This window comes from Faecalibacterium sp. I3-3-33 (assembly GCF_023347295.1).
Classification (GTDB): domain Bacteria; phylum Bacillota; class Clostridia; order Oscillospirales; family Ruminococcaceae; genus Faecalibacterium.
Map to the genome: position 1 here is coordinate 949,423 of NZ_CP094469.1, position 26,919 is coordinate 976,341.

Annotated in this window: 22 protein-coding genes; 16 read left to right on the forward strand and 6 right to left on the reverse strand. The window is 53.1% G+C overall.

From position 1 onward, the window contains the following. Nucleotides 1-323: 323 nt before the first annotated feature. Nucleotides 324-1,547 (reverse strand): argininosuccinate synthase, encoded by a 1,224-nt coding sequence (locus MTP39_RS04615; RefSeq protein WP_249241618.1) that lies wholly within the window; start codon nucleotides 1,545-1,547, stop codon nucleotides 324-326. A gap of 203 nt (nucleotides 1,548-1,750) precedes the next feature. Here MTP39_RS04615 and MTP39_RS04620 point away from each other — a divergent pair, with 203 nt between their 5' ends. Further along, nucleotides 1,751-2,503 (forward strand): DUF4866 domain-containing protein, encoded by a 753-nt coding sequence (locus MTP39_RS04620; RefSeq protein ID WP_249241619.1) that lies wholly within the window; start codon nucleotides 1,751-1,753, stop codon nucleotides 2,501-2,503. Between the two features lie 113 nt (nucleotides 2,504-2,616). Here the strand turns inward: MTP39_RS04620 and MTP39_RS04625 are convergent, their stop codons facing one another. Further along, nucleotides 2,617-3,951, reverse strand: a complete 1,335-nt coding sequence (locus tag MTP39_RS04625; RefSeq protein WP_249241620.1) for a threonine/serine ThrE exporter family protein — start codon at nucleotides 3,949-3,951, stop codon at nucleotides 2,617-2,619. 261 nt (nucleotides 3,952-4,212) lie between these two features. On the opposite strand from MTP39_RS04625, the gene MTP39_RS04630 reads away from it, so the two are divergent. From MTP39_RS04630 to MTP39_RS04655, 6 genes are all read left to right on the forward strand, one after another. Next, on the forward strand, nucleotides 4,213-4,380 hold the full coding sequence (locus MTP39_RS04630; RefSeq protein WP_249241621.1) for a hypothetical protein: 168 nt from the start codon (nucleotides 4,213-4,215) through the stop codon (nucleotides 4,378-4,380). Between the two features lie 865 nt (nucleotides 4,381-5,245). Continuing rightward, nucleotides 5,246-5,629, forward strand: coding sequence for a type II toxin-antitoxin system PemK/MazF family toxin (locus MTP39_RS04635; protein ID WP_249241622.1), 384 nt, complete (start codon nucleotides 5,246-5,248; stop codon nucleotides 5,627-5,629). 60 nt (nucleotides 5,630-5,689) lie between these two features. Further along, complete coding sequence (locus MTP39_RS04640) at nucleotides 5,690-5,926, forward strand: hypothetical protein (RefSeq protein WP_005922522.1); 237 nt, start codon at nucleotides 5,690-5,692, stop codon at nucleotides 5,924-5,926. Nucleotides 5,927-6,103: 177 nt separating this feature from the next. Next, nucleotides 6,104-6,637 (forward strand): AbrB/MazE/SpoVT family DNA-binding domain-containing protein, encoded by a 534-nt coding sequence (locus MTP39_RS04645; protein WP_249241623.1) that lies wholly within the window; start codon nucleotides 6,104-6,106, stop codon nucleotides 6,635-6,637. Then, nucleotides 6,619-7,455 carry a hypothetical protein gene (locus MTP39_RS04650; protein WP_249241624.1) on the forward strand — a complete coding sequence of 279 codons (837 nt, stop codon included), beginning with the start codon at nucleotides 6,619-6,621 and terminating at the stop codon, nucleotides 7,453-7,455. Before MTP39_RS04645 ends, MTP39_RS04650 begins: the two co-directional genes overlap by 19 nt. A 79-nt stretch (nucleotides 7,456-7,534) precedes the next feature. Next, nucleotides 7,535-8,611 (forward strand): hypothetical protein, encoded by a 1,077-nt coding sequence (locus tag MTP39_RS04655; RefSeq protein ID WP_249241625.1) that lies wholly within the window; start codon nucleotides 7,535-7,537, stop codon nucleotides 8,609-8,611. A 122-nt stretch (nucleotides 8,612-8,733) separates the two neighbouring features. Here MTP39_RS04655 and MTP39_RS04660 read toward each other — a convergent pair whose 3' ends face one another. After that, a complete protein-coding gene (locus MTP39_RS04660) occupies nucleotides 8,734-9,213 on the reverse strand; it encodes a helix-turn-helix domain-containing protein (RefSeq protein WP_249241626.1) in 480 nt (159 codons plus the stop codon). 26 nt (nucleotides 9,214-9,239) lie between these two features. Continuing rightward, nucleotides 9,240-9,719, reverse strand: a complete 480-nt coding sequence (locus tag MTP39_RS04665) for a sigma-70 family RNA polymerase sigma factor (protein ID WP_249241627.1) — start codon at nucleotides 9,717-9,719, stop codon at nucleotides 9,240-9,242. 150 nt (nucleotides 9,720-9,869) lie between these two features. Here MTP39_RS04665 and MTP39_RS04670 point away from each other — a divergent pair, with 150 nt between their 5' ends. Beyond that, entirely contained in the window at nucleotides 9,870-10,304 is a 435-nt protein-coding gene (locus tag MTP39_RS04670) for a cytidine deaminase family protein (protein ID WP_249241628.1), read from the forward strand. Between the two features lie 250 nt (nucleotides 10,305-10,554). Here MTP39_RS04670 and MTP39_RS04675 read toward each other — a convergent pair whose 3' ends face one another. Beyond that, nucleotides 10,555-11,220 (reverse strand): Crp/Fnr family transcriptional regulator, encoded by a 666-nt coding sequence (locus MTP39_RS04675; RefSeq protein WP_249241629.1) that lies wholly within the window; start codon nucleotides 11,218-11,220, stop codon nucleotides 10,555-10,557. A 99-nt stretch (nucleotides 11,221-11,319) separates the two neighbouring features. Here MTP39_RS04675 and MTP39_RS04680 point away from each other — a divergent pair, with 99 nt between their 5' ends. The 5 genes from MTP39_RS04680 to MTP39_RS04700 all read left to right on the forward strand — a co-directional run bounded on the left by MTP39_RS04680 (nucleotide 11,320) and on the right by MTP39_RS04700 (nucleotide 20,681). After that, nucleotides 11,320-12,042: an ATP-binding protein gene (locus MTP39_RS04680; protein ID WP_249241630.1), complete on the forward strand. Its 723-nt coding sequence runs from the start codon at nucleotides 11,320-11,322 to the stop codon at nucleotides 12,040-12,042. Between the two features lie 20 nt (nucleotides 12,043-12,062). Then, the gene (gene hcp / locus MTP39_RS04685) at nucleotides 12,063-13,658 is read left to right on the forward strand and encodes a hydroxylamine reductase (RefSeq protein ID WP_249241631.1); all 1,596 of its coding nucleotides are present in this window, start codon (nucleotides 12,063-12,065) and stop codon (nucleotides 13,656-13,658) included. A 243-nt stretch (nucleotides 13,659-13,901) separates the two neighbouring features. Further along, the gene (locus MTP39_RS04690) at nucleotides 13,902-17,114 is read left to right on the forward strand and encodes a response regulator (protein WP_442899413.1); all 3,213 of its coding nucleotides are present in this window, start codon (nucleotides 13,902-13,904) and stop codon (nucleotides 17,112-17,114) included. Between the two features lie 530 nt (nucleotides 17,115-17,644). Further along, nucleotides 17,645-18,493 carry a PRD domain-containing protein gene (locus MTP39_RS04695; protein ID WP_249241632.1) on the forward strand — a complete coding sequence of 283 codons (849 nt, stop codon included), beginning with the start codon at nucleotides 17,645-17,647 and terminating at the stop codon, nucleotides 18,491-18,493. An 88-nt stretch (nucleotides 18,494-18,581) separates the two neighbouring features. Continuing rightward, on the forward strand, nucleotides 18,582-20,681 hold the full coding sequence (locus MTP39_RS04700) for a PTS transporter subunit IIABC (protein WP_249241633.1): 2,100 nt from the start codon (nucleotides 18,582-18,584) through the stop codon (nucleotides 20,679-20,681). A 375-nt stretch (nucleotides 20,682-21,056) separates the two neighbouring features. Here the strand turns inward: MTP39_RS04700 and MTP39_RS04705 are convergent, their stop codons facing one another. Next, nucleotides 21,057-23,111 (reverse strand): FAD-dependent oxidoreductase, encoded by a 2,055-nt coding sequence (locus MTP39_RS04705; protein ID WP_249241634.1) that lies wholly within the window; start codon nucleotides 23,109-23,111, stop codon nucleotides 21,057-21,059. Nucleotides 23,112-23,302: 191 nt separating this feature from the next. On the opposite strand from MTP39_RS04705, the gene MTP39_RS04710 reads away from it, so the two are divergent. The 3 genes from MTP39_RS04710 to MTP39_RS04720 all read left to right on the forward strand — a co-directional run bounded on the left by MTP39_RS04710 (nucleotide 23,303) and on the right by MTP39_RS04720 (nucleotide 26,765). Further along, the gene (locus tag MTP39_RS04710; RefSeq protein ID WP_249241635.1) at nucleotides 23,303-24,190 is read left to right on the forward strand and encodes a LysR family transcriptional regulator; all 888 of its coding nucleotides are present in this window, start codon (nucleotides 23,303-23,305) and stop codon (nucleotides 24,188-24,190) included. 177 nt (nucleotides 24,191-24,367) lie between these two features. After that, entirely contained in the window at nucleotides 24,368-24,559 is a 192-nt protein-coding gene (locus tag MTP39_RS04715) for a hypothetical protein (RefSeq protein WP_249241636.1), read from the forward strand. A gap of 151 nt (nucleotides 24,560-24,710) precedes the next feature. Then, nucleotides 24,711-26,765 carry a TIM-barrel domain-containing protein gene (locus MTP39_RS04720; RefSeq protein WP_249241637.1) on the forward strand — a complete coding sequence of 685 codons (2,055 nt, stop codon included), beginning with the start codon at nucleotides 24,711-24,713 and terminating at the stop codon, nucleotides 26,763-26,765. The last annotated feature ends 154 nt before the right edge of the window (nucleotides 26,766-26,919 follow it).

Genomic DNA, 26,919 nt, shown 5'->3' on the forward strand with positions numbered 1-26,919 from the left:
GGAGTAGTAGCAGAACAGGGATCACCTGCACAGTTGCTGCATACGATGAAACCACCATCATTGAAGATCTGTATTTGAAAAAAAGTTGTCTAGGAATTGACATCGTGCAGAGTTCATGGTCACCATACAAGAAAGTGACCGCCCAGTGAAAGTGTATTCACAGAAAGATAAGAGGCATCCGACTCAGAATCGGGTGCCTCATTTTGTCATGCAAAGTTTTCCTGAATGATCTTTCCCCAAGGCAGCATCTGGTCGAGACGCTCCGGGTGGGTCAGGATCTCCATGTCAGGCAGATTCTCAAAAAGGAACTGCTATAAACTACTTCATTGCCCTTCTTTTTCGCTGTTTACGATGGCCTGCACCTTGGTGGGCAGACCATAGATGCTGATGAAGCCGGTGGCATCGCTCTGCTTGTAGTCGCCGCCTGCGGCAAAGGTGGCGATGTCTTCACGATACAGAGAGAACGGCGACCAGACCCCTGCATTGATGAGGTTGCCCTTGTACAGTTCCAGACGCACCTTGCCGGTGACATGCTCCTGTGTGGAGGTGACAAAGGCACTCAGAGCTTTGCGCAGCGGGCTGAACCACTGGCCATCATACACCAGTTCGCCAAAGGTGATGGCCAGCTCACGCTTCTTGTGGGCGGTGAGCTTGTCCAGCGTCAGAGTTTCCAGCACTTCGTGGGCTTTGTACAGGATGGTGCCGCCGGGGGTCTCATAGACGCCGCGGCTCTTCATGCCCACAAGACGGTTCTCCACTACATCGTACAGGCCGATGCCGTTGCGTCCGCCGATCTCATTCAGCTTTGCGATGATGGCAGCGGGCTTCAGCTTCTCGCCGTTCAGAGCCACAGGAGCGCCCTTTTCAAATTCCAGCTCCACGAACTCGGACTTGTCCGGTGCGGTCTTGGGACTGACACCCAATTCGAGGAAGCCGGCCTTATCGTACTGAGGCTCGTTGCCTGGGTCTTCCAGATCAAGACCCTCGTGGCTCAGGTGCCACAGGTTCTTGTCCTTGGAGTAGTTGGTCTCGCGGCTGATCTTCAGCGGGATGTGATGAGCCTCGGCATAGTCGATCTCCTCATCGCGGCTCTGGATGTCCCACTCGCGCCACGGGGTGATGATCTTCAGGTTGGGTGCAAAGTGCATGATGGCCAGCTCAAAGCGCACCTGATCGTTGCCTTTGCCGGTGCTGCCGTGGCAGACCGCATCCGCACCCTCGGCGCGGGCAATCTCCACCACGCGTTTTGCCAAAATGGGGCGGGCAAAGCTGGTGCCCAGCAGATAACCCTCGTAATCTGCCCCGGCCTGCATGGTGGGAATGACGTAATCCTCCACAAATTCATCGGTCAGGTCTTCGATGTACAGCTTGGATGCGCCGCTTGCCTTGGCACGCTCTTCCAAGCCTTCCAGCTCACCCTTCTGCCCCACGTTGCCGCACACGGCAATGACCTCGCAGTTGTTGTAGTGCTCTTTCAGCCACGGGATGATAATCGATGTGTCCAGACCGCCGGAATATGCCAGCACGACCTTTTTGACCTCAGACATAGGAACTGCCTCCGTTCAAACCAACTTATATACTTTTCGATTTCCCTCGTGCAATTTCATGATTGCAGTGTCCGTTATACGGTCACTTGGAAAATGTGTAAAAAGTGTTCTGCATATAGCCGCAATATGAAAGCAGTATTTCACAGCGGGGCATTATGAATCTATAATAGTAGTTGGAAATAAACAGAAAGAGGGTCTTTTTGATGGCAACGATATTTTCAAGGGAAGAAAAGGCAGAGGCACTGTTCGGGGAGATCCTGAAAAATCCAGAAGCCTGCCGACGCCTGATGGATACCTTCAACGACTCGCTGGACATGGCAGACGTACTGGATGCGCCGGCCGTGAGTGCACAGCAGTTTGCCGCAGCGCTGTTCAATGCCTACGAGAACAAGGATCTGTCTGCCTTTCTGATGGCGATCTGCCAGCACAGTATGTTTGACCTGCTACGGAACGCTGCCCTGATCCCGTTCAAATTCAACGCCGATGGTCAGCCGAACCCGGTGATCCTGACGGATGATGCCGGCGTTCTTTTGCCGAACAACAAATTTGCCGTGAGCAGCAAAGTATACGACCGGTTCATCCGGGTGTTCCAGAAGCAGGAAAAGGTAAAAATGTACCTTGCCAGCGGCTACTGCAAGTATCACGGCTACGACGAAGGCTCGATGGATGTGGTGGAGTACCACTACAACCAGCATTTGGGGCTGCTGCTGATCTACGAACTGCCGGACACCGTGAAGCAGAAGGTAACGGAAGCGGAGGCCTACTCCACCGTCTGGGATATCCAGATGAAGCTGCAGCACGCACTGCCCCGTTCCGTGGTCTACTATGGACAGGATACGCTCAAGGACAGCGGAACACGCTACGATGAACTTGGCGTTTTTCTACCGCTGGAACACTTTGCCGACCGGCTGGAACGCCATGTGGAAACTGCTACCAAGATCGTTTACGGCGAGTAAACGCCCTGTAAACGAACTCCCTTTATAAGTGCATCACAGCAAAACAAAACGCAGCGAACCGTTAAAAGATTCGCTGCGTTTTGCCTTATATGGGAGAATGGAAATGCTGCACATCAGGTGCAATAACGGAAAGTCTTGTCAGTGACAATACGGGCGAAGATCAGCCCTAACGGCAGTGCCACGATGATGAGAATGGCATTTGCAAACCATATGGCAGAGTCCATCAGAGACAGGATGCCCAGATTATAGATGGCACGGTAGAAATACAGTCCCGGTACCATGATAACGATGGACGGCACGGTGACGGAGATGCGGGGATAACCAACGGCGCTCTTCAGGCAGGAGGCCAGCAATCCGGACAGCAGTGCGCCCAGAAACGCTGCAATAGCGGGCGGAAAGCCCGCAAGGCTCACCAGCTCCAGCCGGAACGTGTTCGTTACCGCACCGATAAGGGCGGCGCAGACTGCCAGGTTCCGGGGACTGTTGAACATGAGCGAAAAGCCGAACACACCGCCAAAACTTGCCAGCAGCCGGAACACGATCTCTTCCGGGAGTGTCAGGCTCAGGGCAGGGAACTGCACCGGCTGCAAATGCAGCAGCAGTGCCATGATCCAAGCCGTCATGGTTGCCACCAGAATGATGAGGATGGCGTAGGCCAGACGTTCCAGCCCGGAGCGCATATCCAGCTTGGCAAGGTCGATGCCGCTGGTAATGAACGGAAAGCCCGGAATGATGAAGAGCATGGAGCAGATATACCCCGCCTCGTGCTGCGCCGATACGGCAAACAGCACCTCTGCCAGCTTCAGCAGGATGGCATACACGAGGCTTGCTGAACAGACCGACGCCGTAATGCCCAGAAACAGGGTGAAATGGTGCTTTGTCAGCTTGCACCGTACAAAGTTGCCGATACCTGCACCGCAGAAGGCACACAGCATTTCCACAATGCCGCCGCCAAGCAGAAAGGTGAAGCAGCCGCAGGCCAGTGCAGCTGCAAAGCCCAGCGCGATGGGCGAATACAAGCCGTGGAGGCGCTCGATCTCATCGAGGTGGCTGTGCAGTTCTTCGCCGGTCATAAATTTTCCTTCCCGGTCGAAGTCGTTGACGAAATGCTCCAGTCGGTTCAGCCGGGAGGTATTCACGCCCGTATTTGTCAGACAGAGTGACTGGGTATAACACTGGTCACCGTCAAAGCAGGTGAACTCAATGGACAACAGGCCGATGTCCGCTGTTGTTGTGACTCCCAGCTCCCGCGAAAGGGTGTTCATGGAGCTTCGGACACGCCATGCGCCGGTGCCGCATTCCAGCAGCATCAGCCCGGTGCGTCCAATGACGGAGGCTTTTTCCACAAGCCCCGCCTCGGTAATGGGAACGCCCTTGCTGGCCGACGCATAGTCGTGCCAGTAGACTTCCATGTGATTTTTGATGATCTCACTTTGCCGTTGTCCCATACCGGAAAGCCTCCTTTGTGATATGGGAATGTTGCAGCCGTTTCAAGACTGCGGTGCTATTATAAGGGAAATTGCAGGGCGGGTAAAACGTATCTTGGATATACCGGCAATGTTCGTTTGGTATTTCAAAGAAGAAAATACGTTGCGTTTTTGGCGGCTCTGCGGTAGGATAGAAAAAACACGCCGAAAGGAAACTGCCGTGACCCTTCAACAACTCCGCTATGTCACGGCTGTTCCGGCACCGGCACCATCAGCCATGCAGTGCAGCAGTTCTATATTTCTCAGCCCAGCCTGACCAATGCTATCCGGGAGCTGGAACAGGAAGTGGGGCTGGCGCTTTCCAAGACGGCAAGCTCTGTGGTGAGCCAGACGCTGCTGGAATATCTGAGATCCACCCGGCAGCAAAAGGATGCACCGCAGATAAAATAAGAGCAAATAGCGGATAACGGTATAAAAGCAGCTCTCCGCTTTGCTGAATGGAGACGTGCAGTTGGAACAAGATGGTGGTTCCTTGTTTTTCTGGTAAGAGCACAGGATTCATGCTATCATAGCAGTCATATTGAAAGACATCCCGCTTGAAAGTGAAAGCTTTACTTTCAGGCGGGACTTTTTGTTTTTTTATTGTACTAAAAATGTTATCCCAGGCATGGAAGTGGAGGTTCATAACTTCGGAGAGCAGCTTCTGGACAATGGTTTTTTGAATTTATAGAAGTCGCATAGAAAGACATCCCGTCTGAGGGCAAAGCGAAGGTTTTGCTTTTCAGGCGGGATTTTTTTGCTTTTTGGGACTGTTGTATACAATATATGGACTAAGAGGGGGGTGACTTGGACTACGAGTCCATAAACTTTTGCTCGAAAGTACGATACACTATTGTCACGGCAGCGGCCCAGCTCCGAAAGGGAGCAGGAGCCGCAGCCGGGCGGACCTTGAAAATTGAATATGCAGCTTCAGGTACTTTCAGATAATGATACTTCCGTAATTCGCGGCCCGGTCATAAAGAAGACGGGGTGGCCGAGAGGCCAATGGAGTGGTGCAAATCCAACGCCTGAATGTTTCCCTTTCTCAGGGGTGCCGGGGGCAAATTAAGAGAAACCATACAAAACCTTTTCCAAACGCCGTTCGAGGGGAACCACGGACGGCGTTTTTATATATCAGCGAAAAGGAGTAACGGTGCCAGCCGTGAGATGGGTCTGCCGCTGAAAAACTGACAGTTTCGTTTTACCTCCTGAACAACAGCCGTCGTGGTATCCGTCTGCGGCGGCTGTTTCTTACATAAAAAGGAGGTCGATTTTTATGTTATCGAACAATTGGAGATATCTCAGAGGGGACATCTACTATGCAGACATGGAGCCGCATACCGGCTCGGAACAGGGCGGGAAACGCCCTGTGGTAGTTCTGCAGAACAACATTGGAAACCGTCATTCGCCTACATTGATCGTTGCAACTGTTACCACCCGGACGGAAAAGAAGAAAAAACAGCCCACCCATGTGCTGGTGGATTCCAACCCGGCCTTTGAAGAACCGTCCATGATTCTTCTGGAGCAGATCTTCACGATCGATAAATCCCGCATCGAACGCTTTATGGGCTATGCCAGCAGGGCTGAAATGCTCCGCATTGATATGGCTTTGCTGGTCAGCCTAGCGTTGAACGTTCTCGCCGGGAGCCGCAGCGAATAGCGGACAACCAGTAACCCGTAAAAATGAGGTGATAGCGATGTAATCGGAGGTGAGTGAGCCATGCGAAAGAGTGCCCCCATTGAAGTGGTGGTACATTACCCCAAAACGAAAGAGGGATGGGACGAACTCGGGAAACGGGTCGCAACCGCCCACGCCAACTATGTGATCGAAAAAATCGACCGTCTGAACTGCCCCACATGGCAGAAGCTCGAATTGCTGCAGGCGGTGATCGATACTACCAAAGGAACCTACAAACCCAAAGAACACCAAAAGCCCGGCTGGCAGCCGAGCCGATAAACAAAGCCCCACGCTCAACATATGCTTTTCTGCTCTGACCAGAGACGGTCAGATTCAGAGGCAGTGTTGAGCGTGGGGCTTTTTGTGTTACATAAGTTTTTGGAATTTTGCTGACAAAAAAATCGTTGATTGTTGGCGGCCAATATGGTATTCTTTTTGTAAGGGAAGGTGAAGTGCATGAATCGTCGCAGCGTGAAAATTATGAGAAGAAAAGCAGGGGGAACAGCGGGCAAGAATGCAGAAAAGTATTCGGTCAATCTCCCGGCAGTGTGGCTTCATGCGATGGGACTTTCAAAAGAGGACCGGGTAGAACTTTCTTTTGACGGTGAAAAAATCACCGTCCGACCGCTTGCATCAACAGACTCGGAACTGTTCCGCAGAAATGCAGAACAGAAAGGACATCAGCTGAAAGAATATCGGTATTATGACGGAGATACGTTGTGTACCGTGATTTTGGCAGATTTTACAGCGGAGCAGATCTGCATCGAAAACAAAGTTGACGAAATACTGGATACTGCGTTTGGTGTGAACGAAACGCCCTCATGGGAAGACTTCCTGGCCTTTCTGGCAGACCGATGCATTCCGAAAACACGAAAGGGCTTGGATTACTATCTGGATGCTGTTGGCGTTCCGGAATATGACCCGGTTCTGCTTGTTGAAAAGACGCAGGGAAGAATGGCGGAGGATCACAAATGGCTGGAAATTATTTGACGCTGCATACCAACGACAGGGTTGTGGTGACGACTTCGCGCGGAAATCAGGAAAAATGGTTCGATACGGAGAAAAATCTCTGGTATAAGGCAGACGGTGGCTGTTTTGAGGCGCTGGCTGAAGCCGTTTCCAGTGAAGTTCTGCGCAATTTCACAAATGCGGCTCGGCTGCCGGGAATCTCCGTGGCAAATTACTGGGTCGGTACGGCCGAGGTTCATGGTTTGAAACGAGTGGTCTCGGTGAGTGAGAATTTCAAAAGGGAAGATGAGAGCCTTATTACTGCAAATACGATCCTGAAGAACAGTCTGGGAACAGGCTATCTGGAAGAATTTAACCGCAGGACAAGCCTAAAAGAGAGAATCCGGCTTCTCGTGGATGCAATGGGAGAGGCGACCGGAATGCAAAATATGGGCGAGTATCTTACGACATTGTTTGAGATCGATGCACTTTTTTTGAATCAGGACAGACATCTGAACAACATTGCGCTGATCCGGGATAAATTTGGTTATAAGCCCTGCCCGATTTTTGACTGCGGAGATTCATTCTTACTGGATTTTGCTTTGTACAGCCCTGAAATTGAAAGCCGTGCATATCTGACAAAGGCACAGTGCCTTCCGTTCAAATCTCGATTTACGCAGACAGTGCATACGGCACAAGCTCTTTACGGGAAGCAGCTTGAGGTGAATATTGATAGAGCAAGTATTGATACGATCCTCGACAAATATCTGTGCTATTACCCGAAACAATTCCACTTTTTGCTGAAAGAGCGTATCGAAACCGTCCTGATGGAGCAGCAGAAAAAGCTTTTTGAAAAGTAAAAGCGCTTGTATTAAATGAAAAAAGAGGGTAGTATAAACATATCTACAGAATGCAAGAGGTAGGGAGTGGGTGAGTAAGATGGTCTATGAAATCATGCATCGAGAGAACTGCGTGGCACAAATCAGCACGGTGGGTGAATGCAAAATTTACCTCAAAGATTTTATGCCGTATGATTTGATGCTGGAAGAATCGAATGATTTCGATAAGCGAATCAAAAATGCGATGAGCTTTTATTCTTGGTGTGCTTCTCGGATGATACCACCTGACCGCACCTATGCAAAGGAAATTCTGAACAGCATTGGCGCATCGCAGAGTGTGACAGACCGAGATCGCGCCCAGATTGCGCTTTCGTATCATTGTTTATCCCTTCTGGATGTGTTCTGGGTGAAAGAAGAAAACGAGAAGATTCGATTCGAGGATATCAACCTTTTTGCACACTCCTTAAGCAATGCGCTTGTGGATATTGCGCTGCGGGGGCACCAAATGACGGTGACAAACGCCCATCTTCTGGCAAATGACCTGTCTACGGGCGGCTTGTACCCCAAGGCGTGGGTGCGAAAAGAGGATGGCTTCTATCTTTACAAGGATGGTGGCAGGGAAGCGGTGGAACGTGAAGTGCTGGCAAGCAAAATCTGCCGGTGCTTTGAATGCCATCAGGTACTGTATGAGCAGGGGATGTTTGAAAATGAGCCGGTTTCTATCAGCAAAATCATGACATCTCAGCGATACAGTCTTGTGACCTATGCAGCCTATGACGTCTACTGCACGAACCATGATTGGAACACGCTGGATAAGATCTTAGAGTTGGATGCTCCCAGCTACTATATGATGAACATTCTGGATTATCTGGTGGGCAATACCGACCGTCATTGGGAAAATTGGGGTCTGCTGGTAGACAACGAAACCAATCAGCCTATCCGTCTGCATGACCTGATGGACTTCAACCGGGCGTTTCAGCAGTACGACACGCCAGAAGGCGCAAACTGTCTGACCGTGGGAAAACGCCATCTGAGCCAAAAAGATGCTGCAGTGGAAGCGGTGCGAAACATCGGACTGAACCAAGCCCGTCAGGTGGAGCACACCGTATTCTCCGAGCATCCGGCATGGAAAGCAACGTTTGAAGAACGACTGCGTGTTTTACGGAACGCCATGTAAGATAGAGCGAATAGCAGAATAATTAAAACAGGATGATTCCATAACGAAAGCCCGTCTGCGCTGCCACATATCGTGGCTTGCAGACGAGCTTTTTCGTTTGACCAGAGAAAAATTACCATACCTCACATACGAAGCATAGATGGAAAATCGGAACCAAGGTTTTCCACCAAATGGCAAAAGCACTTCTGACTGATGGTCTTTTGTCCACTTTCCCAGCAGCGGATGCTTGTCCGGCTGACCTTTGCATGGTCGGCAAGCTGCTGACGGCTCCAGCCTTTTGACTCCCGGTATCTGCGGAGGAAGTCACCGCCGCCCCGGTGCAGAAACAGGGTGTAGTCGTCCAGAATGTCCTCTACCGGGATGCCGTAAAGGGCAGCGAGCTTGTCCGCAAGTTCGGGCGTGAAGCTGCGGTGAAATGCGCCGCTTTCCAGATCCCGATAGAGCCATTCCTCCATGCCCACCATGGCAGCAACCTCTTTTTGCAGCAGGTCAAGACCATAGCGGCACCAGCGCAGACGGTCCCATGGGTTCGGGATGTCGGCGTAAGAGTGGTACATACGGAAGAACGCCTGCGCCTCTACGGTGGTGCGGGGGCCTGCCAAACTTACCTGTAAGATGTATAGAGGGGTTAGACCACAACCCTCACATGACACCCTCTGAAGCAGAAAAAAGGAACCGCTCTCTCGGCTCCAAAAAATCCATTTTGACGTAGATGCGTCATTGCGCGAAAGAGGTGGATTCTCTTTTCCATCCCAAAGTGCGCTGGGGAAAGGATAGCATTTTCAATGCAGCGGCTTGCATAGGTGGAAAACCGCGCCTTGCGTGTGGCATCAAAGGCATCTACCGCTTTCATCAGCCCAATGGTGCCGATGGAAACAAGATCCTCCTGATCGCCCGGCAGGGCGTAATATTTTTTTACGATGTGCGCCACCAGCCGCAGATTGTGGCGGATCAGCTTTTCCCGGGCGGCGGCATCCCCGGCGCGCAGGGCGCTGAAAGCGGCGGCTTCCTCCCGGGCTGTGAGCGGACGCGAAAAGCAGCCACTTTCCAGATGAAGCGCCAGAAACAGAAATTTTGTGGCGAAAAATTGCAGTAAGGTCAGCAGCACACGATATCCCTCCCGGTACATAGTTGTTAGATTGTATGAGCCGGGGCGCGGATAGTTGCCGGAGAAGCCTTTTGTGCGCGGTATCTTTTCCGCAGGGAAAAAGCGTGGTATACTGAGGGGGATAACTCGGAAGTTGTGGAGGAAAATCAAATGGATATTTGGGAAAGAATGTATGAAAAAGCGAAAGAGCAATATCATCCAGAGGAAGTATCTCCCTTTATATATGCGCACAATGTAGTTTGTACAATAGAAGCTGAAAACGGAGATATCTATACGGGATTCTGCATTGAAAGTTGCAGCGGAGTGATGAATATTTGTGCCGATAGACTTGCTGCACTGAATATGTATGCTAACAGTGGTCAGACAAAAATAAAAAGATTTATAGCATTCCGCGACAGCGCGCCAAACGGAGGCGGGAGCGGCATGCCATGTGGTGCTTGTCAGGAATTCTTTTATCAATTAAATGAAGCAAACGAAGATATGGAAATCATGGTTGATTATGAAAAACGAGAAACTGTAACATTAAAAGAACTTATGCCGAATTGGTGGGGAAAGGAACGTTACGCTGAGGCAAAGAGGAATTGACAACTTCGCGTTTGTGGAGCGAAGCGGAACAATGAAAGCCCCAGTGGGGCTTTTAAGCGACAGAACGGTCTTGCGCAGCAAGATGGAGGGGCCTCGCCCCGACAAGTTCCCATTTATCGAGTGACGAAAACAATACATCCTTCTGCGGACAACCCCAAAACGGTTGTCCGCTCTTTTTATGCCAGCGCATCTTGGCGGGGGGGGGAGAGAACTGCCCGGCGAAACCGTCTGCGGGCGGCGCATGGAGCGGTCAACGGGTCAACAGCTCAAAATGATTCCGTTTGGTGACCAGCAGCCCTTCCTTTTGCAGCTTGGAAAGCTCCACCGACATGGCGGCACGCTCCACGCAGAGAAAATCCGCCAGCTGCTGACGGTCAAAGGGAATGTCAAAGGAGAGGGACGACTGCCGGATGGACTCGGCGGACAGGTAGGACAGCAGCTTTTCCCGGGTGGTGCGCTTGCTGATATGGGTGATCTTCTCGTTGAAGAGCAATATTTTGTTTGCCAGAACGCTGACCAGATTGCGGATGAGTTTCTGGTGATGGTCGCAGGCGGTGGGGCAGGAGGTGAGCAGCCGCTTGACGTTCAGCAGCAGGATCTCGCAATCCTCCTCTGCCACCACGCTGATGTTCAGGATGGCACCGGGGGTAGCGGCGTAAGGCTCGCCGAAAAAGTCCCCGGTGTTGCACTTGGACAGGATGTTGCGGTGTCCCCAAAGATCCTCCTGGATCACAAGGGTGGAACCGGACAACATAAGCCCCATGACCTCCGTGGAATCTCCGGCACGGAAGATATAGGCGCCCCGGGGACGGGTGATTTTCGCTGCACTGACACAGTGCAGGATGGACAAAATCTCATCGTCGGTAAGCCCGGTAAAGAAGGGGCAGCTCCGCAGAACAGGCAGATATTTTTGCATAAATGCTCTCCTTGTTGGAATTCAAACATACAAGATGGCTTTAGTATACTATAATAAACCTGCAAATGCAAAAAACACCCACAACAGGAGAGTATAGATATGATTCGGAAGATCATCCATATTGACGAAGAAAAATGCAACGGCTGCGGCTTGTGCGCAACCGCCTGCCATGAGGGAGCCATTGATATTATCAACGGCAAGGCAAAGCTGGTGCGGGAAAATTTCTGCGATGGCTTTGGAGACTGCCTGCCGGGCTGCCCTACCGGTGCTATCACCTTTGAGGAGCGGGAAGCCCCCGCTTACGATGAGGCAGCGGTGCAGGAGAACAAAAAGAAAAAGGAATTGCAGGAGAAGATGAAGCACCTCCACGAGGGCGGCTGCCCCGGCTCCCGGATGCGGATGCTGGAACAGCCGGAGACCGCTGCCGAAAGCGCAGCTTCTGCTCCCGTGCAGCCGGTCTCCCGCCTGCGCAACTGGCCGGTGCAGATCAAGCTGGCACCTGTCCATGCGCCCTACTTTGCAGGCGCAAAGCTCCTGATCGCAGCGGACTGCACGGCATACGCCTACGCAAATTTCCATCAGGAATTTATGCGGGGCAAGGTGACTCTCATCGGCTGCCCGAAGCTGGATGCTGTGGATTACAGCGAAAAGCTCACCGAGATCCTGCGCAGCAACGACATCCAGAGCGTGACCATCCTCCGCATGGAGGTGCCCTGCTGCGGCGGCTTGGAAATGGCAGCAAAAAAGGCACTGCAGACCAGCGGAAAGTTCATTCCGTGGCAGGTGGTAACCATCTCCATTGACGGAAAAATTCTGGATTAAACGAAAGAGAGAACCTTAAGATGGAACGTAAAATGTTTTGCTTTCAATGCGAGCAGACGGCAGCCTGCTCCGGCTGCACCGGAAAAGCGGGGGTGTGCGGCAAGACTGCCGATGTTGCACAGCTTCAGGATGAACTGACTGGCGCTCTGGTTGGACTGTCCAGAGCCACGGACGGCGGTATGCAGGCAACGCCGGAGGTCTGGCATCTGATGATCGAGGGACTTTTCACCACGGTCACCAATGTGAACTTCAACGAAAAAACGATTCGGGAACTGATCGGCCGGGTACACGCCGAAAAAGCGCGGCTGGCACCCGACTGCGCAGGCTGCGCTGCCCCCTGCGGACGCACCAGCGACTATGATATGAATCTGCTTTGGAGCGCCGATGAGGATATCCGAAGCCTGAAGTCTCTTATTCTGTTTGGCGTGCGCGGCATGGCAGCGTATGCACATCATGCCTTGGTCTTGGGTTATACCGATGACGAGGTGAACCGCTTCTTTGCCAAGGCGCTCTTCGCCATTGGCGAGGACTGGGGCATGGAGGAATTGCTGCCTATCGTGATGGAGGTTGGCGAGAAAAACCTCAAGTGCATGGCGCTTCTGGATAAGGCCAACACCGAAAGCTACGGAACGCCCGTGCCTGTTACCGTTCCGCTGACCGTGGAAAAGGGACCGTTCATCGTCGTCTCCGGCCATGACCTCCACGACCTGAAGCTGCTGCTGGAGCAGACTGAGGGGAAAGGCATCAACATCTACACCCATGGCGAAATGCTCCCTGCTCACGGCTATCCTGAATTGAAAAAGTATTCCCACCTCAAGGGCAATTTCGGCACGGCATGGCAGAACCAGCAAAAGGAGTTTGCGGAGCTTCCCGCACCGGTGCTGTTCACCACCAACTGTCTGATGCCGCCCAAAGCAAGCTATGCCGACCGGGTGTTCACCACGTCGGTGGTATCTTACCCCGAAATGACGCACATCGGAGCAGACAAGGACTTTACCCCGGTGATTGAAAAGGCTTTGGAGCTGGGCGGTTATTCCGAGGATAGATCCTTCACCGGCATCAACGGCGGCAGCACCGTCACGACTGGCTTTGCCCATGGCACGGTACTTGGCGTGGCAGATCAGGTCGTCGAGGCGGTCAAGTCCGGCGCGATTCGGCACTTCTTTCTGGTTGCCGGCTGCGATGGCGCACGCCCCGGCCGAAACTACTACACAGAGTTTGTAAAGCAGACACCTGCCGACACCGTAGTGCTGACCCTTGCCTGCGGCAAATACCGCTTCAACGACCTTGACCTCGGCACCATCGGCGGTCTGCCCCGCCTGATGGATGTCGGACAGTGCAACGATGCTTACAGCGCCATCCAGATCGCTGTTGCCCTTGCGGATGCTTTCGGCTGCGGTGTGAATGACCTGCCACTGTCCATGGTGCTCTCCTGGTACGAGCAGAAGGCTGTGTGCATTCTGCTGACGCTGCTGTATCTGGGCATTAAGAATATCCGCCTTGGCCCCACGCTGCCGGCATTCATTTCGCCGAACATCCTTAACTTTCTGGTAGAAAACTATGGCATCGCGCCGATTACAACGCCGGAAGAAGATTTGAAAGCATTGTTGAAATGATTGGGAGTTCTGCGAGAAGTGCAGTTGAAACAACAATCGACTAAATAGATTCCATAGCGAGTGACCTGAAAAGGCCGCTCGCTTTTTTGTTTACAACTGTTTTTACATAGCCAACGTCTGGCAGGACTTGAAATGACAGTGTGAGGTGGATATAATATAAAATGTTGCAGTGTGCCTTGTGAGATACAACGGAAGCGCTGGAATGGAAGGAAACAGCGGAATCGAAAACGTGCGAGGATGAAAATGAAATTCGATAGTAAATATACGGATGAAATCTATACTTCCAATACGGCAAAGCTTGGAGAAAATGCGCTTCGATCCATGCAGAACACGATCTATCATAATGGCGGCGTCGGAACCATTACCGGGTACTATGATGCGGAATTGTCGATCCTGTCGGTCAGTGATTTGATGCTGCATAATCTGAACCACAGCTATGAGTCCCTGATGGAGCAGACAAAGGGGTCGCTGAAGAATCTTTTCTATAAGAGCGATGCCGCATTCCTCGACAATGCGCGCTTTCGTCAGATCAAGGGCGAAGGAGAAGGCCGGATCCTTACAGCAGATGGCTCTCCCGTCTATGTGCGTCTCTATAAAGAAGATGCAGCCGATACGGATGGAACACCGATCTGGGTCCTGTCGGTACATATGAACTGGGCGTATGAAAATCTTGCGTTAGTCAATGAATCCATCCACTCCGCGCTGTGGTATTTTGAGTGCAATGAAACCAGTGAGATCGTCCGGGTAAACTGGAGCCATGCGTTCCGGCAGATCCTTGGATATCATGACATTCTGGATTTTCCGAACAAACTGGATTCGTGGTCGAACCTTTTGCACCCGGAGGACTATGACCGGGTAATGCAGCTGCTTTTGGAAACGATTGCGGACAAAACCAATGCCACGAAGTATAATGTAGAGTACCGTCTGAAAATGCAGGATGGCCAATACCACTGGTTCCGGGCATCGGCGGAGGTGATACGCCGTCTGGATGGCTCGGCCAATCGAATTGCCGGAATCATCAGCAACATTGACGCGGAAAAAAGAAGCCTGATGCAGGCGCAGCGGGCAGCGGCATTTCACCGTGCATTTACCAGCGCAAACCTCTGCGAATACTATGTAAATCTGGAAAAGAACACCTTTGATACTTTCAAAGTGGAGCCCTCTTTGATGACGGCCTTTGAGCAGAACCACACATGGGATGGACTGGTCAAGTTCTTTGTGGATAACTATGTGGTGGAAGAGGACAAAAAGACCGTAACGAATTTCTATAATCGCGCCTACATCACGGAAAAATTAAAGGGGCTTGAGACCGAGCTGCGGCAGGAGTGCCACATCGTTCTGGATGGGGAGGAACGATGGGTCAGCAACGTGGTCATGCGCGGCGAGATCGAAGATTCCGAATATGCTATGATTTTTCTGCGGGACATCACAGAGTCCAAAGCAGAGACGGCACGGCGGATGCAGATGGCTTCAGATAACGCATCTATGGATCTTTTGATCAAGAGTATGGTGCGTCTGCTGGACCGCTTTGTCGTCTGCGATCTGGAGAATGACCGGTATCGGTTCTATAATCTGCAAGGTGAAATGATATACGCGCCGATCGGAACCTACCATGATTTTGTGGAGCAGGTGGTTGCAAAGTATAAGACACTGGAACCGCTGGACGCATTGGCTGCTTTGTTCTCACCGGAAAATATCCGCAGGAATTTGCAGAATGAGAACGACATCTACAAATTTGAATACTGCTCCATAGACGAAAACACCTATAAGATCGCTTCCTTCATTCCGCTGGAGTGGGATGGCACAAAGCTGGTCAAAGCACTGTTGGCATCTATGGATGTGTCACAGGAGAAAAAGGCCGAGATCGAATCCCATAAGGCGCTGAAGGATGCGTACCGGGCGGCGGAAAACGCAAGCCGCGCCAAGACGGAATTCCTCTCCAATATGTCCCATGATATCCGTACACCGATGAATGCAATCGTTGGCTTGACCGCCATTGCGGGTGCGAATATCGAGAGCCCGGACAGGGTGGTCGAGTGCCTTGGCAAGATCACAAAATCGAGCCGTCATCTGTTGGGACTGATCAATGAAGTGCTGGATATGGCCCGGATCGAGAGCGGGCGAATGAGCCTTGCCGAGGAGGATTTCAGCCTGCCGGAGCTGGTCGATAACCTGCTCACCCTCACAAAACCGGCAATCGACGAGCACAAACATCAGCTCGAAGTCCATGTTGAGCACATCGAGCACGAAGCTGTCTGCGGCGATAGTTTGCGCATTCAGCAGATCTTTGTGAACCTGATGAGCAACGCCGTCAAGTATACCCCGGATGGAGGAAACATCACCCTTACGATCAAGGAAAAACCGAACGGCTTCTCGGAGCTTGGCTGCTACGAGTTTTCCATCGAGGACAACGGCATCGGTATGACGCCGGAGTTCCAGAAGATCATGTTTGAGCCGTTCAGCCGGGCAGACGATCACCGGACGACCAAGGTGCAGGGCACCGGTCTTGGCATGGCCATTGCAAGAAACATCGTCAACCTGATGAATGGTGACATTCAGGTCGAAAGTGCTCCCAACAAGGGAACGAAGATCACGGTCACGGTCTATCTGAAACTTCAGGAGAACGAGAAGGAACAGGAAAAAGAACTGCTCGATCTGCCGGTACTGGTCGTGGACGATGACAAGACCTGCTGCGAAAGCACCGTTGCGACCCTTCAGGAGATCGGCATAGCGGGCGAATGGGTCCTGACCGGTAAGGAAGCTGTGGAGCGCTGCTATGCGCGTCATGAGACCAACAGGGACTATTTTGCGGTGATTCTGGACTGGAAGATGCCGGAAATGGACGGTATTGCAACCGCCAGAAAAATCCGGGAACGGGTAGGAGAAGATGTCACGATCATCATCCTGACTTCCTTTGATTTCAGCGAAATTGAAGAAGAAGCCAGAGCAGCGGGCGTGGATGCGTTTATGGCAAAACCGCTGTTCCGTTCTCGTCTGACGGCAACTCTGCGGCAGTTTACATCCGGGAAGAAGGAGAAAAACGCCCGGAACTATCTGGAAGACTTTGCGAAGGAAAACTATGCGGGTAAGCGGATCCTTCTTGTGGAAGATAACGAGTTGAACCGTGAGATTGCAACCGAGATCATAGGCATGACGGGCGTGACCATTGACATTGCCGAAAACGGAAAAATTGCGGTCGAAAAGGTGATGGAAGCGCCGGAAAAGTGGTACGATCTCATTTTTATGGACATCCAGATGCCCATCATGAATGGTTACGAAGCCACGGCTGCGATCCGTGCGCTTGCTGGCAACCGTGGAAAGGTGCCCATCATTGCCATGACGGCAAATGCCTTTGCCGAGGACGTGCAGCTGGCAAAGAACACCGGCATGAACGAGCATATCGCCAAACCGCTTGATTTGAATAAGCTGAACGATGTACTGAAACAGTGGCTGTGATCTGTGCATTGCAGTAAGGCACATTATACTGAAGAACGCCGAGGAGCTTCCCGTTGGGAAAGTGTCCTCGGCGGCTTTTTTGTATATAGGGCAGCAATTCTTGACCGTTTTTTGTGAAGGTGATGAGTTACGAGATGGAGCACAGCTTTCTTTGCAATGATCTCGATGGAAAACAACTGCACATATAAAGCAAAAAAGGAATATTCTTACTTGTCAATTTGCTGTAGAAAATCACCTGAGTTTGGGCAAAATTGATAAAGTGAAAAAGAAACCCGTTCCCATCTTGACACTCCGCAAAGAATATGGTATTGTAATCAAGCATAGAATAAATTTCCATTCAAGTGCTTAATTTGTTCGTGCCTTACAAAAAAGAAAATTGTACGTGAGCAGCGTCGTTGGATTGTTACCGTTTGGCGGGCTAGACCAACTCTGCATAGCACAAGCCGAAAGCGTGTTTCAGCCTTCGGTATGTTTGCTGTGTCGAGGATGGTCTTTTTTTATTGCCTTTTTCAACTTGAGGAGGAGAAACAATGCAATATACCGTCAAAAAACCGATCAACAACAATATTCTGCGCGTGGTGGACCCCACGGGCTGTGAGCTGATCGTCACCGGGCGCGGTCTGGGCTTTGGCGTTAAGCCGGGCTATAAAATTGAGGCTGAAACCGTGGAGCGCAGCTACCGCATGACCAGCCCTGCCGTGCAGCAGAAGTTGGTGGAACTTCTGGAACAGATCCCGTATGAGCATCTGCTGCTCACCGACGAGCTGGTGGCAATGATCCGCAGCCGGGTGAACTACCCGCTGAACGAAAGCCTGCTCATCACGCTGGCCGACCACATCAGCTTTGCCATCCAGCGCAGCGAGCAGGGGATTCGCTTTTCCAACCCGCTGATGGCTCCCATTCGGGAATTCTACCCGGAAGAGTATCGCCTTGGTATGGAGTGCCTTGCCGCCATCCGCCAGCGCTGCCATGCAGACCTTTCGGACGACGAGGGCGGCTTCATTGCGCTGCACATCGTCAACGCAGAGCTCAACACCACCATGAGCGTGGTGAACGATGTCACCCGCTTTGTGGATGGCTGCGTGCAAGTGGTGGAATGCTTTTACAATTGCCATTTTGACCGGGATGCACTGGATTTCAGCCGCTTTACAGTACATTTGCGCTTTTTTGCGCAACGCGTATTTCAAGGAAAACAGGAGCAGGAAAACGATACCCACGACGAAGTGTTCCGCGCCCTGATTGCCCGCAATTGCAGCGAACACTACAAATGCGCCTGCTGCATTGCGGAGTATGTCCGCAACACCTGGCACAAGGAGCTTTCGGACGAGGAACTGGTGTTCCTTACGATCCATCTGAAACGGATTCGGATGGGGAAATAAGCTTTCTTGCTTCACCTTTGATCCTCCACAGGTCTTTCCTGTGTGGATATATATGCTGGATACGAACTTGAGAAAAGGAGAACTGAAGATGAAAGACAAGATCTTTGGCGTGCTGCAGCGCGTGGGACGCAGCTTTATGCTGCCCATTGCACTGCTGCCTGTTGCGGGCCTGCTGCTGGGTATCGGCAGCTCGTTCACCAACGAAACCATGCTGGCGGCCTATGGCCTGAACAGCGTCATCCACCCCGGTACCCTGATCTACACCATTCTGGACGTGATGAGCCAGACCGGCAGCGCCGTGTTCAACAATCTGGCGCTGCTGTTCGCCATGGGCGTGGCCATCGGCATGGCCCGCAAGGAAAAAGAGGTCGCGGCCCTGTCCGGCGCAGTGGCCTATATCATTATGAATACGGCCATTCAGGCCATGATCAATGCGGCAGGCGGCGTAGAAGCGATGCCTGCCAACTCCACCACCACCATGCTGGGTATCACAACTCTGCAAATGGGTGTGTTCGGCGGCATCGTGGTCGGTCTGGGCGTGGCGGCGCTGCACAACAAGTTCTATAAGATCGAGCTGCCGCAGGTGCTGGCCTTCTTTGGCGGTACACGCTTTGTGCCCATCGTCAGTTCTATTGTGTATCTGGTGGTTGGCATTGCCATGTTCTATATCTGGCCGGTGGTGCAGAGCGGTATTGCCGCGCTGGGTGCACTGGTGCTGGCTTCCGGCTACGCAGGCACCTTTATTTACGGCCTGCTGGAGCGTGCGCTGATCCCCTTTGGGTTGCATCATGTGTTCTATATGCCGTTCTGGCAGACCGCTGTGGGCGGCACCGCCATCATCGATGGCGTCACCGTGACCGGCGCACAGAACATCTTCTTTGCCGAGCTGGCTTCCAAGTCCACTACGGTGTTCTCGGTCAGCGCTACCCGTTTCATGGCCGGTAAGTTCCCCTTTATGATGTTCGGTCTGCCCGGCGCGGCGCTGGCGATGTACCAGTGCGCCAAGCCGGAAAAGAAAAAGGTTGCAGGTGGCCTGCTGTTGTCTGCTGCATTGACGGCTTTCCTCACAGGCATCACCGAGCCGCTGGAATTTACCTTTATCTTTGTGGCTCTGCCCATGTACGCCGTGCACTGTGTGCTGGCCGGTCTGTCCTTCATGCTGATGCACATTCTGAATGTGGGCGTGGGCATGACCTTCTCCGGCGGTCTCATCGACCTGGTGCTGTTCGGTGTGATGCAGGGCAACGCCAAGACCCACTGGGTGTGGGTGGTCGTGGTCGGTGCGGTGTACTTTGTACTGTACTACATCATTTTCCGCTTTATGATCTCCAAGTTTGACTACAAGACCCCGGGTCGCGATGATGCCGAGGAAGTCAAGCTGTACACCCGCGCGGACGTGAACGCCCGCAGCGCCGCTTCTGGCAGCACCGCCCCCGCAGGGGATGATCCGGTCAGCGCCCTGATCGTAGAAGGTCTGGGAGGTACCAACAACCTGTCCGACGTGGACTGCTGCGCCACCCGCCTGCGCTGCACCGTCAAGGACGCTGCGCTGGTCAAACAGGATGTGCTCAAGGCCTCCGGTGCCTCCGGCGTGATCTGCAAGGGCAACGGTGTGCAGGTGGTATACGGCCCCAAGGTGGCCGTCATCAAGGCAAAGCTGGAAGACTATCTGGAAAATGCACCTAAGACCCCGGCGGCGACTGCAACACCCGCCCCGGCGGCCCACGCAGCAAAGGATACCGTGCTGTCTGCCTGCCTGAACGGCACTGTAGTGCCGCTGGCCGATGTGAAGGATGAAGCCTTTGCCAGCGGTGCACTGGGGGACGGCATTGCCATTGAGCCCACCGATGGTGAACTGGTGGCACCTGCTGACGGTGAGATCTCCTCCACCTTTGAGACCCACCATGCCGTGGGCATGACCACGGCTGACGGTGCCGAACTGCTGATGCACATCGGCATCGATACGGTCAAGCTGGGTGGCAAGCACTTTACCTACCTCGTCAACGAGGGTGACAAGGTGAAGAAAGGTCAGCCGTTGATCCGCTTTGAACTGGAAGCCATTAAGGCCGAAGGCTATCCCGTGACCACGCCGCTCATTGTCTGCAATACTGATGACTATGCCGCTGTCGCGGCTAAAGCCAGTGGCACCGTAAAACAGGGCGATGCGCTGCTGGAACTGAAGCACTAAGCGTTTCTCCCAAATTGTAAGGCAGGGTTGTTATAAAGGGGGCTGTTGCAAAATAGCCCCAACAAAAAAATGAGATAGACTTCCCCCAAAGGGGTTGCCTATCTCATTTTTGTTGTAAGCTGAAACTGCAATGAACCAACTACAACATGAACGGTATCCTCGGCGGCTTTTTTGTATATAGGGCAGCAATTCTTGACCGTTTTTATGAACTACTAATTATCGCTGTATTCTTGCTACGAATGTCTTTTGTCGGTATACCCCATGCGCTGCCTGCTTTTCCATGACCGGGTCACGCAGGGCGCAAAAAAGCCCGGAGCAGGAAGAAAAAAGACTGCTCCGGGCGGGGGATGGTTCAGTTATTGCGGGGTGCGCTTATCAGACACCGGCCACACAGTTCTTGCCTGCAATATAGCCGTAGTAGACGCACAGGCTGTGGCTGATGCCGCGCATGCAGATGGGGTACTCCACCGCATAACGGCTGCCCTGCACGTTGCCGCAGACATACAGACCCTTGATGATGTCGCGCTTGGGGCTGGCGGGGTCTTCCTCGGTGAAGGTATGGCAGTTCTCGTCGCTTTCCAGACCGCCCACGCAAACCAGCATGGCAGTAGTGCCCCACTGGCAGGCGTAGTACGGGGGATTCTCCAGTGCGAACATCCGGCTTGCAGGCTTGCCGAAGTCGTCATCGGAGCCAGCCTTGGCCAGCTCGTTGTAGCGCTGGATGGAAGCCAGCGCGGTGTCCAGCGCCTCGCCCTCGTAGCCGCACTGGGTCAACAGCTCTTCCAGCGTGTCGGCCTTGAACTGGTAAGCCTCGGCCTTGGCGCTGATCTTGGTGTACTGACGGTCGGTGTAGTTAGGATTGGACTCATCCTCGTCCTCCGGGATGATGTAGCACAGGCCGCCGTGGTTTGCCGGCATATAGGGGACCTGCTCGCCCCACTTGGCGTCGTACAGCTGGAAGGAAACGCACTCCGGCTGCAGCTCGATCTGGTTTTCCAGCTGCTGGCCGGGGATGCACTCGTTCATGAAGCGCTCGCCGCGCTTGTTGAGCTGCAGGAAGGGGGTAACGCCCATGCCGCTGCCCATGTGGTGGGTCATAGGTGCGTGGTGATCCTGCACCTTTGCGCCGATCCATGCACCCATGCGCAGGCCGTCACCGGTCTCCACGGTGTTGCCCTCCACGTCTACGCCCAGCATACCCATGGCACCCATGTTTGCAATCTTCTTCTCCACCACCTCGGGGGCAAAGTGCTTCATGATCTTCTCATCGCCGGAGTTGTCGCCGGTGGCAAGGATCACGCCCTTGGCAGCGTTGAGCTGGATGTACTTATTGCCGTTCTGTGCGTCACGGATGACAACGCCGGTCACGCGGCCATCGCTGTCCTTCAGCAGCTTGGTGCCAAAGCAACCGTAGAAGGTCTTGGCACCGGCCTCGATAGCCTTGTTCAGGTTGGCTTCCACCACAAAGCCCTGCTGATCCTTGCGGGAGGAGCGGAACTCCATGCTGGAGGGGAAGGTGGGGAACTCCTCGTTGCGGTAGTCGTAGTGCTCGGGCTGCGGCCATGCCAGCGGCACCAGAATGCCCTTGTCGAACTGCTCCTGCGTGACCACCTGACGGGTGGTGTCGCAGATGGTCAGCTCCGGGTAAGCCTCGATGAACCAATCCATGACCTCGTGTGCATGGCTGGCCCACTTTTTCAGGATGGAGCGCTTATTGCGGTAGGTGCACTCGCGCATCAGGCGGTTGACCACCACATCCTCGTCCACGATGTTCTCGCGGCCCCAGCGCTTGTTCAGGCTGCCGTTCAGCAGGGCATACTCGCCGCTGCGGCAGTTGAAGGAGGAGCTCTTCTCCACGATGGCCACCTTTGCGCCCTCCTCGGCGGCGGCGCGGGCAGCGCAGATGCCGGACAGACCTGCACCGATGATGACCACGTCAAAATCCTGCGTCTCGGAAGCCTGCACATCCGGCTCCTCGCCCAGCCAGTCCTCGCCGGAATCGGCAGTCTGCTCTGCGGCGGGCTCCTCGGTCTTTACGCCCATGGCCTGCTCAATGCAGCTGGCGGCAGCCTTCTTGACGGCGTTGGTGGTGACGGTAGCGCCGGAGATGTTATCGATCTCGGCATTCTGGGCTTCCATCAGTGCTTCCTGCAGGGTGGGAGCAGCCACGCCGCCGATGCTCTCGGTCTCGTTGGAGGCGTCTACCACCACATCGGTGATGGCGGTGGCGCTGAAGGTCATGGTCACCTTCACCTCGCCGATGCCGGTGGCAGTGCCGGTGTAGGTGCCGGGGGTGTAAATCGCATCACCGGAAGCGGCGGTGCTGGAAGAAGCTGCGGAGTTGCAGGCAGCCAGTGCGCCTGCGGTGACGCCGCTCATGGCGGCGGCAGCGGCAACTTTCAGGAAGCCCTTACGAGAGATCTTTTCCATCTTGTTTCTCCTTTTTTCTGTTCCTTCTTTTTCGTATGTGCGGGATTTTTATCCCTGTCCTCAGATAGTATAAAATATAACGAACCAAAAGAGAAACAAAAGATTTTTGCAAGTGCGATAAAAAACGTTTATAACTCCGGCGTTCTATGTTATACTGGTGCTATACACCGCAGAAAGGAAAATCCTTCGCCATGAACGACCATCAATTGCTGTGCTTTTTAACGGTGCAGCGCACGCTGAACTTTACTGCCGCCGCAAAGGAGCTGTACTGCACCCAGCCTGCACTCAGCTACCAGATCCGCAGTCTGGAAAAAGAGCTGGGCTTGCCCCTGTTCGAGCGCAGCACCACCCGGGTGGTGCTGACGGCGGCAGGCCGCGCCTTTGTGCCCCATGCAGAGCAGCTGTACCGGGGCATGCTGAACGCCCGCACCGTGCTGAAGGGCTTTTCCACCGGGCACACCCTTACCCTGCGCCTGCCGCCGGTGCTGCTGCAGCGCGACCCCATCTACCCGGTGCTGATGGAGCGGCTGCATACTGCGCTGCCGGGATACGAGTTCCGGGTGGACACCACCCCGCCGCTGCTGAACGCCCATCTGATGCTCTGCACCGAGGCGGACGCCGCCGTGGTCCTGCCCTTCGGGGCGGCACAGCCGGAGGTGGAGCGCACTCCCATCATGCACAACACCTTTTATCTGGCGCTTGCGCCGGAGCATCCGCTTTACCCCCGCGACAGCCTGCAGCTGGCCGACCTTGCAGGACAGCGGGTGTACTATGAGCCGCTGTATCAGGAGATCGTGGAATATGCAAGTGTCCAGCCCGGAATGCCGTTTTCTACCATGGAATGGTGCAGCGTGGAAAACTACGCCCATGTCTACACCGAGCTGCTGGCCGGACGGGGGATGTTCTTGTTCCCTGTGCGCTACCCTTCCTACCCGGCAGCGTGGTACCGGCAGGTATGGTTGCCTCTGCCAGACACGGTTCTGCTGACCTTGCGGGAGGATCCCCGTCCGGAAATCCTCACCCTGCGTCAGGTGTTCACCGAGGTTTACGGGGAGAGGATAAAAGCGTTACTTCCATAGAACAGATGGAAAATGTACACAGTGCAATGGAAATAGACCTTCAGGAAATTCATGCATCCACAAAGATTTTGAGTGCGATCTTGAAAATGCAGCTAAGAATCGAAGGATTTTTATTGTACACATCTTTCTGTAAAATGACCTCAGAAGAAGCAAAACACACCTCGGGAGGAAAACTCTATGTCTGATACACGAAAAAAGGCAACCATGCCGCAGGTGCTTCAACAGCCGCTGCGCCGCTATGTGGCACAGGCAGACGGAAAGCTCTGCGGCTATTGCAAAGAGGACCTCTGCAATACCGAAAACGGACGGATGATCGTGGAGCTGTATCTGGGTAAACAGGAACATCACGTTTCAAGGATCTTGTATTGAAATAGCTGCACAGCCGCAGCTATTGGGTTGAAAATAAGGCTGAAGCCCCAATTGCTCCAGCCAATGTCAGAGTTTCTTAATTGTTCATCAAAAATACGTTGGTACGTTTTACACTGTGACAATTCAAAAAACAAAGGAGAGATATTTTACTATGATCTACAAAAAGCGATACGGTCAACCATTTGATACCGAAAGTGTAGTGGGTTCTTTTCTGCCCATGATGGAAACGATACCCTATCTGACCAAGGAGCCGGATGGTTTCTCCTATGCCATGGAACCGCAGGATGTCCTGTATGGTCTTGGCGAAAACGTCCGTGGTATCAACAAGCGCGGGTGGGTGTACGAAAGCAAATGCTCCGATGACGGCAACCATACCGAGGGCAAATCCTCGCTGTACGGTGCTTATAATTTTATGATCGTGTCCGGCAAGGATACATTTGGCTTTTTTATCGACTACCCGGGCAAGGTCACCTTTGACTGCGGCTACACCGACATGGATACCTTACGCATCACGGTGGCCGAGGAAAATTACGATCTCTACATCATTGAGGGCGAAAGCCTGACCGATATTGTGCACCAGTTCCGCCAGTTGGTGGGGCGCAGTTATATTCCGCCCAAATGGGCTTTTGGCAACGCCCAGAGCCGCTGGAGCTACATGAACGAGGACGAGGTCCGCGAGGTGGTGGCAAATTACCGTGCCAATAATATGCCGCTGGACGCCGTGGTTCTGGACATTGATTACATGGAGCGTTACAAGGACTTTACGGTGGATGCGCAGCGCTTCCCGCGTTTTGCAGACTTTGCCGCCGAGATGAAAGCGCAGGGCATCCATCTTGTCCCCATCATCGATGCAGCAGTCAAGATCGAAGAGGGATATGATGTGTACGAGGAGGGCGTGAAAAACGGCTACTTCTGCACGAATCAGGATGGCACCCCCTTTGTAGCCGGTGTGTGGCCTGGACGGGTACACTTCCCCGATATGCTCAACCCGGAAGCCCGCGCTTGGTTTGGCAGTCAATATAAAGTTCTGCTGGATCAGGGGATCGAGGGCTTCTGGAATGATATGAACGAGCCTGCTATCTTCTACGCAGAGGAAAGACTGAAAAAGACCTTTGCTAAAATTGAGGAATACAACAAGCAAAATCTGGATATTTCCAGCTTTGCTGCTTTTACCGGCATGGTGACAGAGCTTTCCAACAACGAAAACGATTATAAGACGTTCTACCACAACACCAAGCAGGGGCGTATGCGGCACGACAAGGTACATAATCTTTTTGGTTATAACATGACCCGTGCTGCAGGCGAGGCTTTTGAGCGGCTGGAGCCGGACAAGCGCATTTTGATGTACTCCCGTTCCGCCTGCATCGGGATGCACCGGTATGGCGGCATCTGGACCGGCGACAACCATTCTTGGTGGAGCCACATTCTGCTTGCGCTGCACATGATGCCCTCCCTGAATATGTGCGGCTTCCTGTACGAAGGCCCCGACATTGGCGGCTTTGGCAGCAATACCACGGAGGATCTGGTGCTGCGCTGGTACGGCATGGGCATCTTCTCTCCGCTGCTGCGGAACCACTCTGCCAAGGACACCCGCCGGCAGGAACCCTACCGCTTTAAGAACAAGGCCGCCTTTGCCGGTATTTTACAGCTGCGCTACCTGCTGCTGCCCTACATTTACAGCGAGTACATGAAAGCTGCTCTGCACGACGAGATGTACTGTATGCCGTTGGCGTTCGCTTTCCCGGAGGACGACTTTGCCCGCCGGGTAGAGGATGAGGTGATGATCGGTGAAAGCCTGTTGATCGCCCCGGTATATGAGCAAAATGCCCGAGGCCGTTATGTTTATCTGCCGGAGGAGATGCTGCAGGTGCGGGTAAAGTGCAGCGAAAGCAACCGCATCGAAACCAGTGTGCTGCCAGCAGGCCATCATTATATTCCGGTGGAGCTGGATGAAGTGGTGTTCTTTTTGCGCAAGGGACACCTTCTGCCCCTTGCCAAGGACGGCAAAAAGATCCAGAGCGTTGCGGATGTGGATTTTGCAGATCTGCGCCTGCTTGCCTATGCTCCCAATGGTGCATCCTATGAATACTATACCGATGACGGCGAGACGAAGGACTATGATAAGCCGGAACATTTTGTGCACATCACGCTGGATGCGGATGGAAACGCAAAGAGCGATCGTGCTACGGTCAAAGTAGAAGGATAATCGTCAGTCATTACGCAGTTCCTACAGAGTGACAGCGTTTCAGCTTGAAATGCTGTCACTCTTTTTTGTTGTCTGAATCACAGATGAAATAGCCACTCTATCTGGGAATCCGGGAAGAATGAGATGACAAGAAATGCTGAAAGAGATGTTTATG

Coding starts and splice junctions, on each gene's coding strand:
- MTP39_RS04640 (WP_005922522.1), top strand. CDS start 5,690: ATGCGAAAGAGTGCCCCCATTGAAGTGGTGGTACATTACCCCAAAACG.
- MTP39_RS04625 (WP_249241620.1), bottom strand. CDS start 3,951: ATGGGACAACGGCAAAGTGAGATCATCAAAAATCACATGGAAGTCTAC.
- MTP39_RS04645 (WP_249241623.1), top strand. CDS start 6,104: ATGAATCGTCGCAGCGTGAAAATTATGAGAAGAAAAGCAGGGGGAACA.
- MTP39_RS04655 (WP_249241625.1), top strand. CDS start 7,535: ATGGTCTATGAAATCATGCATCGAGAGAACTGCGTGGCACAAATCAGC.
- MTP39_RS04710 (WP_249241635.1), top strand. CDS start 23,303: ATGAACGACCATCAATTGCTGTGCTTTTTAACGGTGCAGCGCACGCTG.
- MTP39_RS04720 (WP_249241637.1), top strand. CDS start 24,711: ATGATCTACAAAAAGCGATACGGTCAACCATTTGATACCGAAAGTGTA.
- MTP39_RS04680 (WP_249241630.1), top strand. CDS start 11,320: ATGATTCGGAAGATCATCCATATTGACGAAGAAAAATGCAACGGCTGC.
- MTP39_RS04705 (WP_249241634.1), bottom strand. CDS start 23,111: ATGGAAAAGATCTCTCGTAAGGGCTTCCTGAAAGTTGCCGCTGCCGCC.
- MTP39_RS04700 (WP_249241633.1), top strand. CDS start 18,582: ATGAAAGACAAGATCTTTGGCGTGCTGCAGCGCGTGGGACGCAGCTTT.
- MTP39_RS04695 (WP_249241632.1), top strand. CDS start 17,645: ATGCAATATACCGTCAAAAAACCGATCAACAACAATATTCTGCGCGTG.
- MTP39_RS04615 (WP_249241618.1), bottom strand. CDS start 1,547: ATGTCTGAGGTCAAAAAGGTCGTGCTGGCATATTCCGGCGGTCTGGAC.
- MTP39_RS04650 (WP_249241624.1), top strand. CDS start 6,619: ATGGCTGGAAATTATTTGACGCTGCATACCAACGACAGGGTTGTGGTG.
- MTP39_RS04675 (WP_249241629.1), bottom strand. CDS start 11,220: ATGCAAAAATATCTGCCTGTTCTGCGGAGCTGCCCCTTCTTTACCGGG.
- MTP39_RS04715 (WP_249241636.1), top strand. CDS start 24,368: ATGTCTGATACACGAAAAAAGGCAACCATGCCGCAGGTGCTTCAACAG.
- MTP39_RS04670 (WP_249241628.1), top strand. CDS start 9,870: ATGGATATTTGGGAAAGAATGTATGAAAAAGCGAAAGAGCAATATCAT.
- MTP39_RS04635 (WP_249241622.1), top strand. CDS start 5,246: ATGTTATCGAACAATTGGAGATATCTCAGAGGGGACATCTACTATGCA.
- MTP39_RS04690 (WP_442899413.1), top strand. CDS start 13,902: ATGAAATTCGATAGTAAATATACGGATGAAATCTATACTTCCAATACG.
- MTP39_RS04620 (WP_249241619.1), top strand. CDS start 1,751: ATGGCAACGATATTTTCAAGGGAAGAAAAGGCAGAGGCACTGTTCGGG.
- hcp (WP_249241631.1), top strand. CDS start 12,063: ATGGAACGTAAAATGTTTTGCTTTCAATGCGAGCAGACGGCAGCCTGC.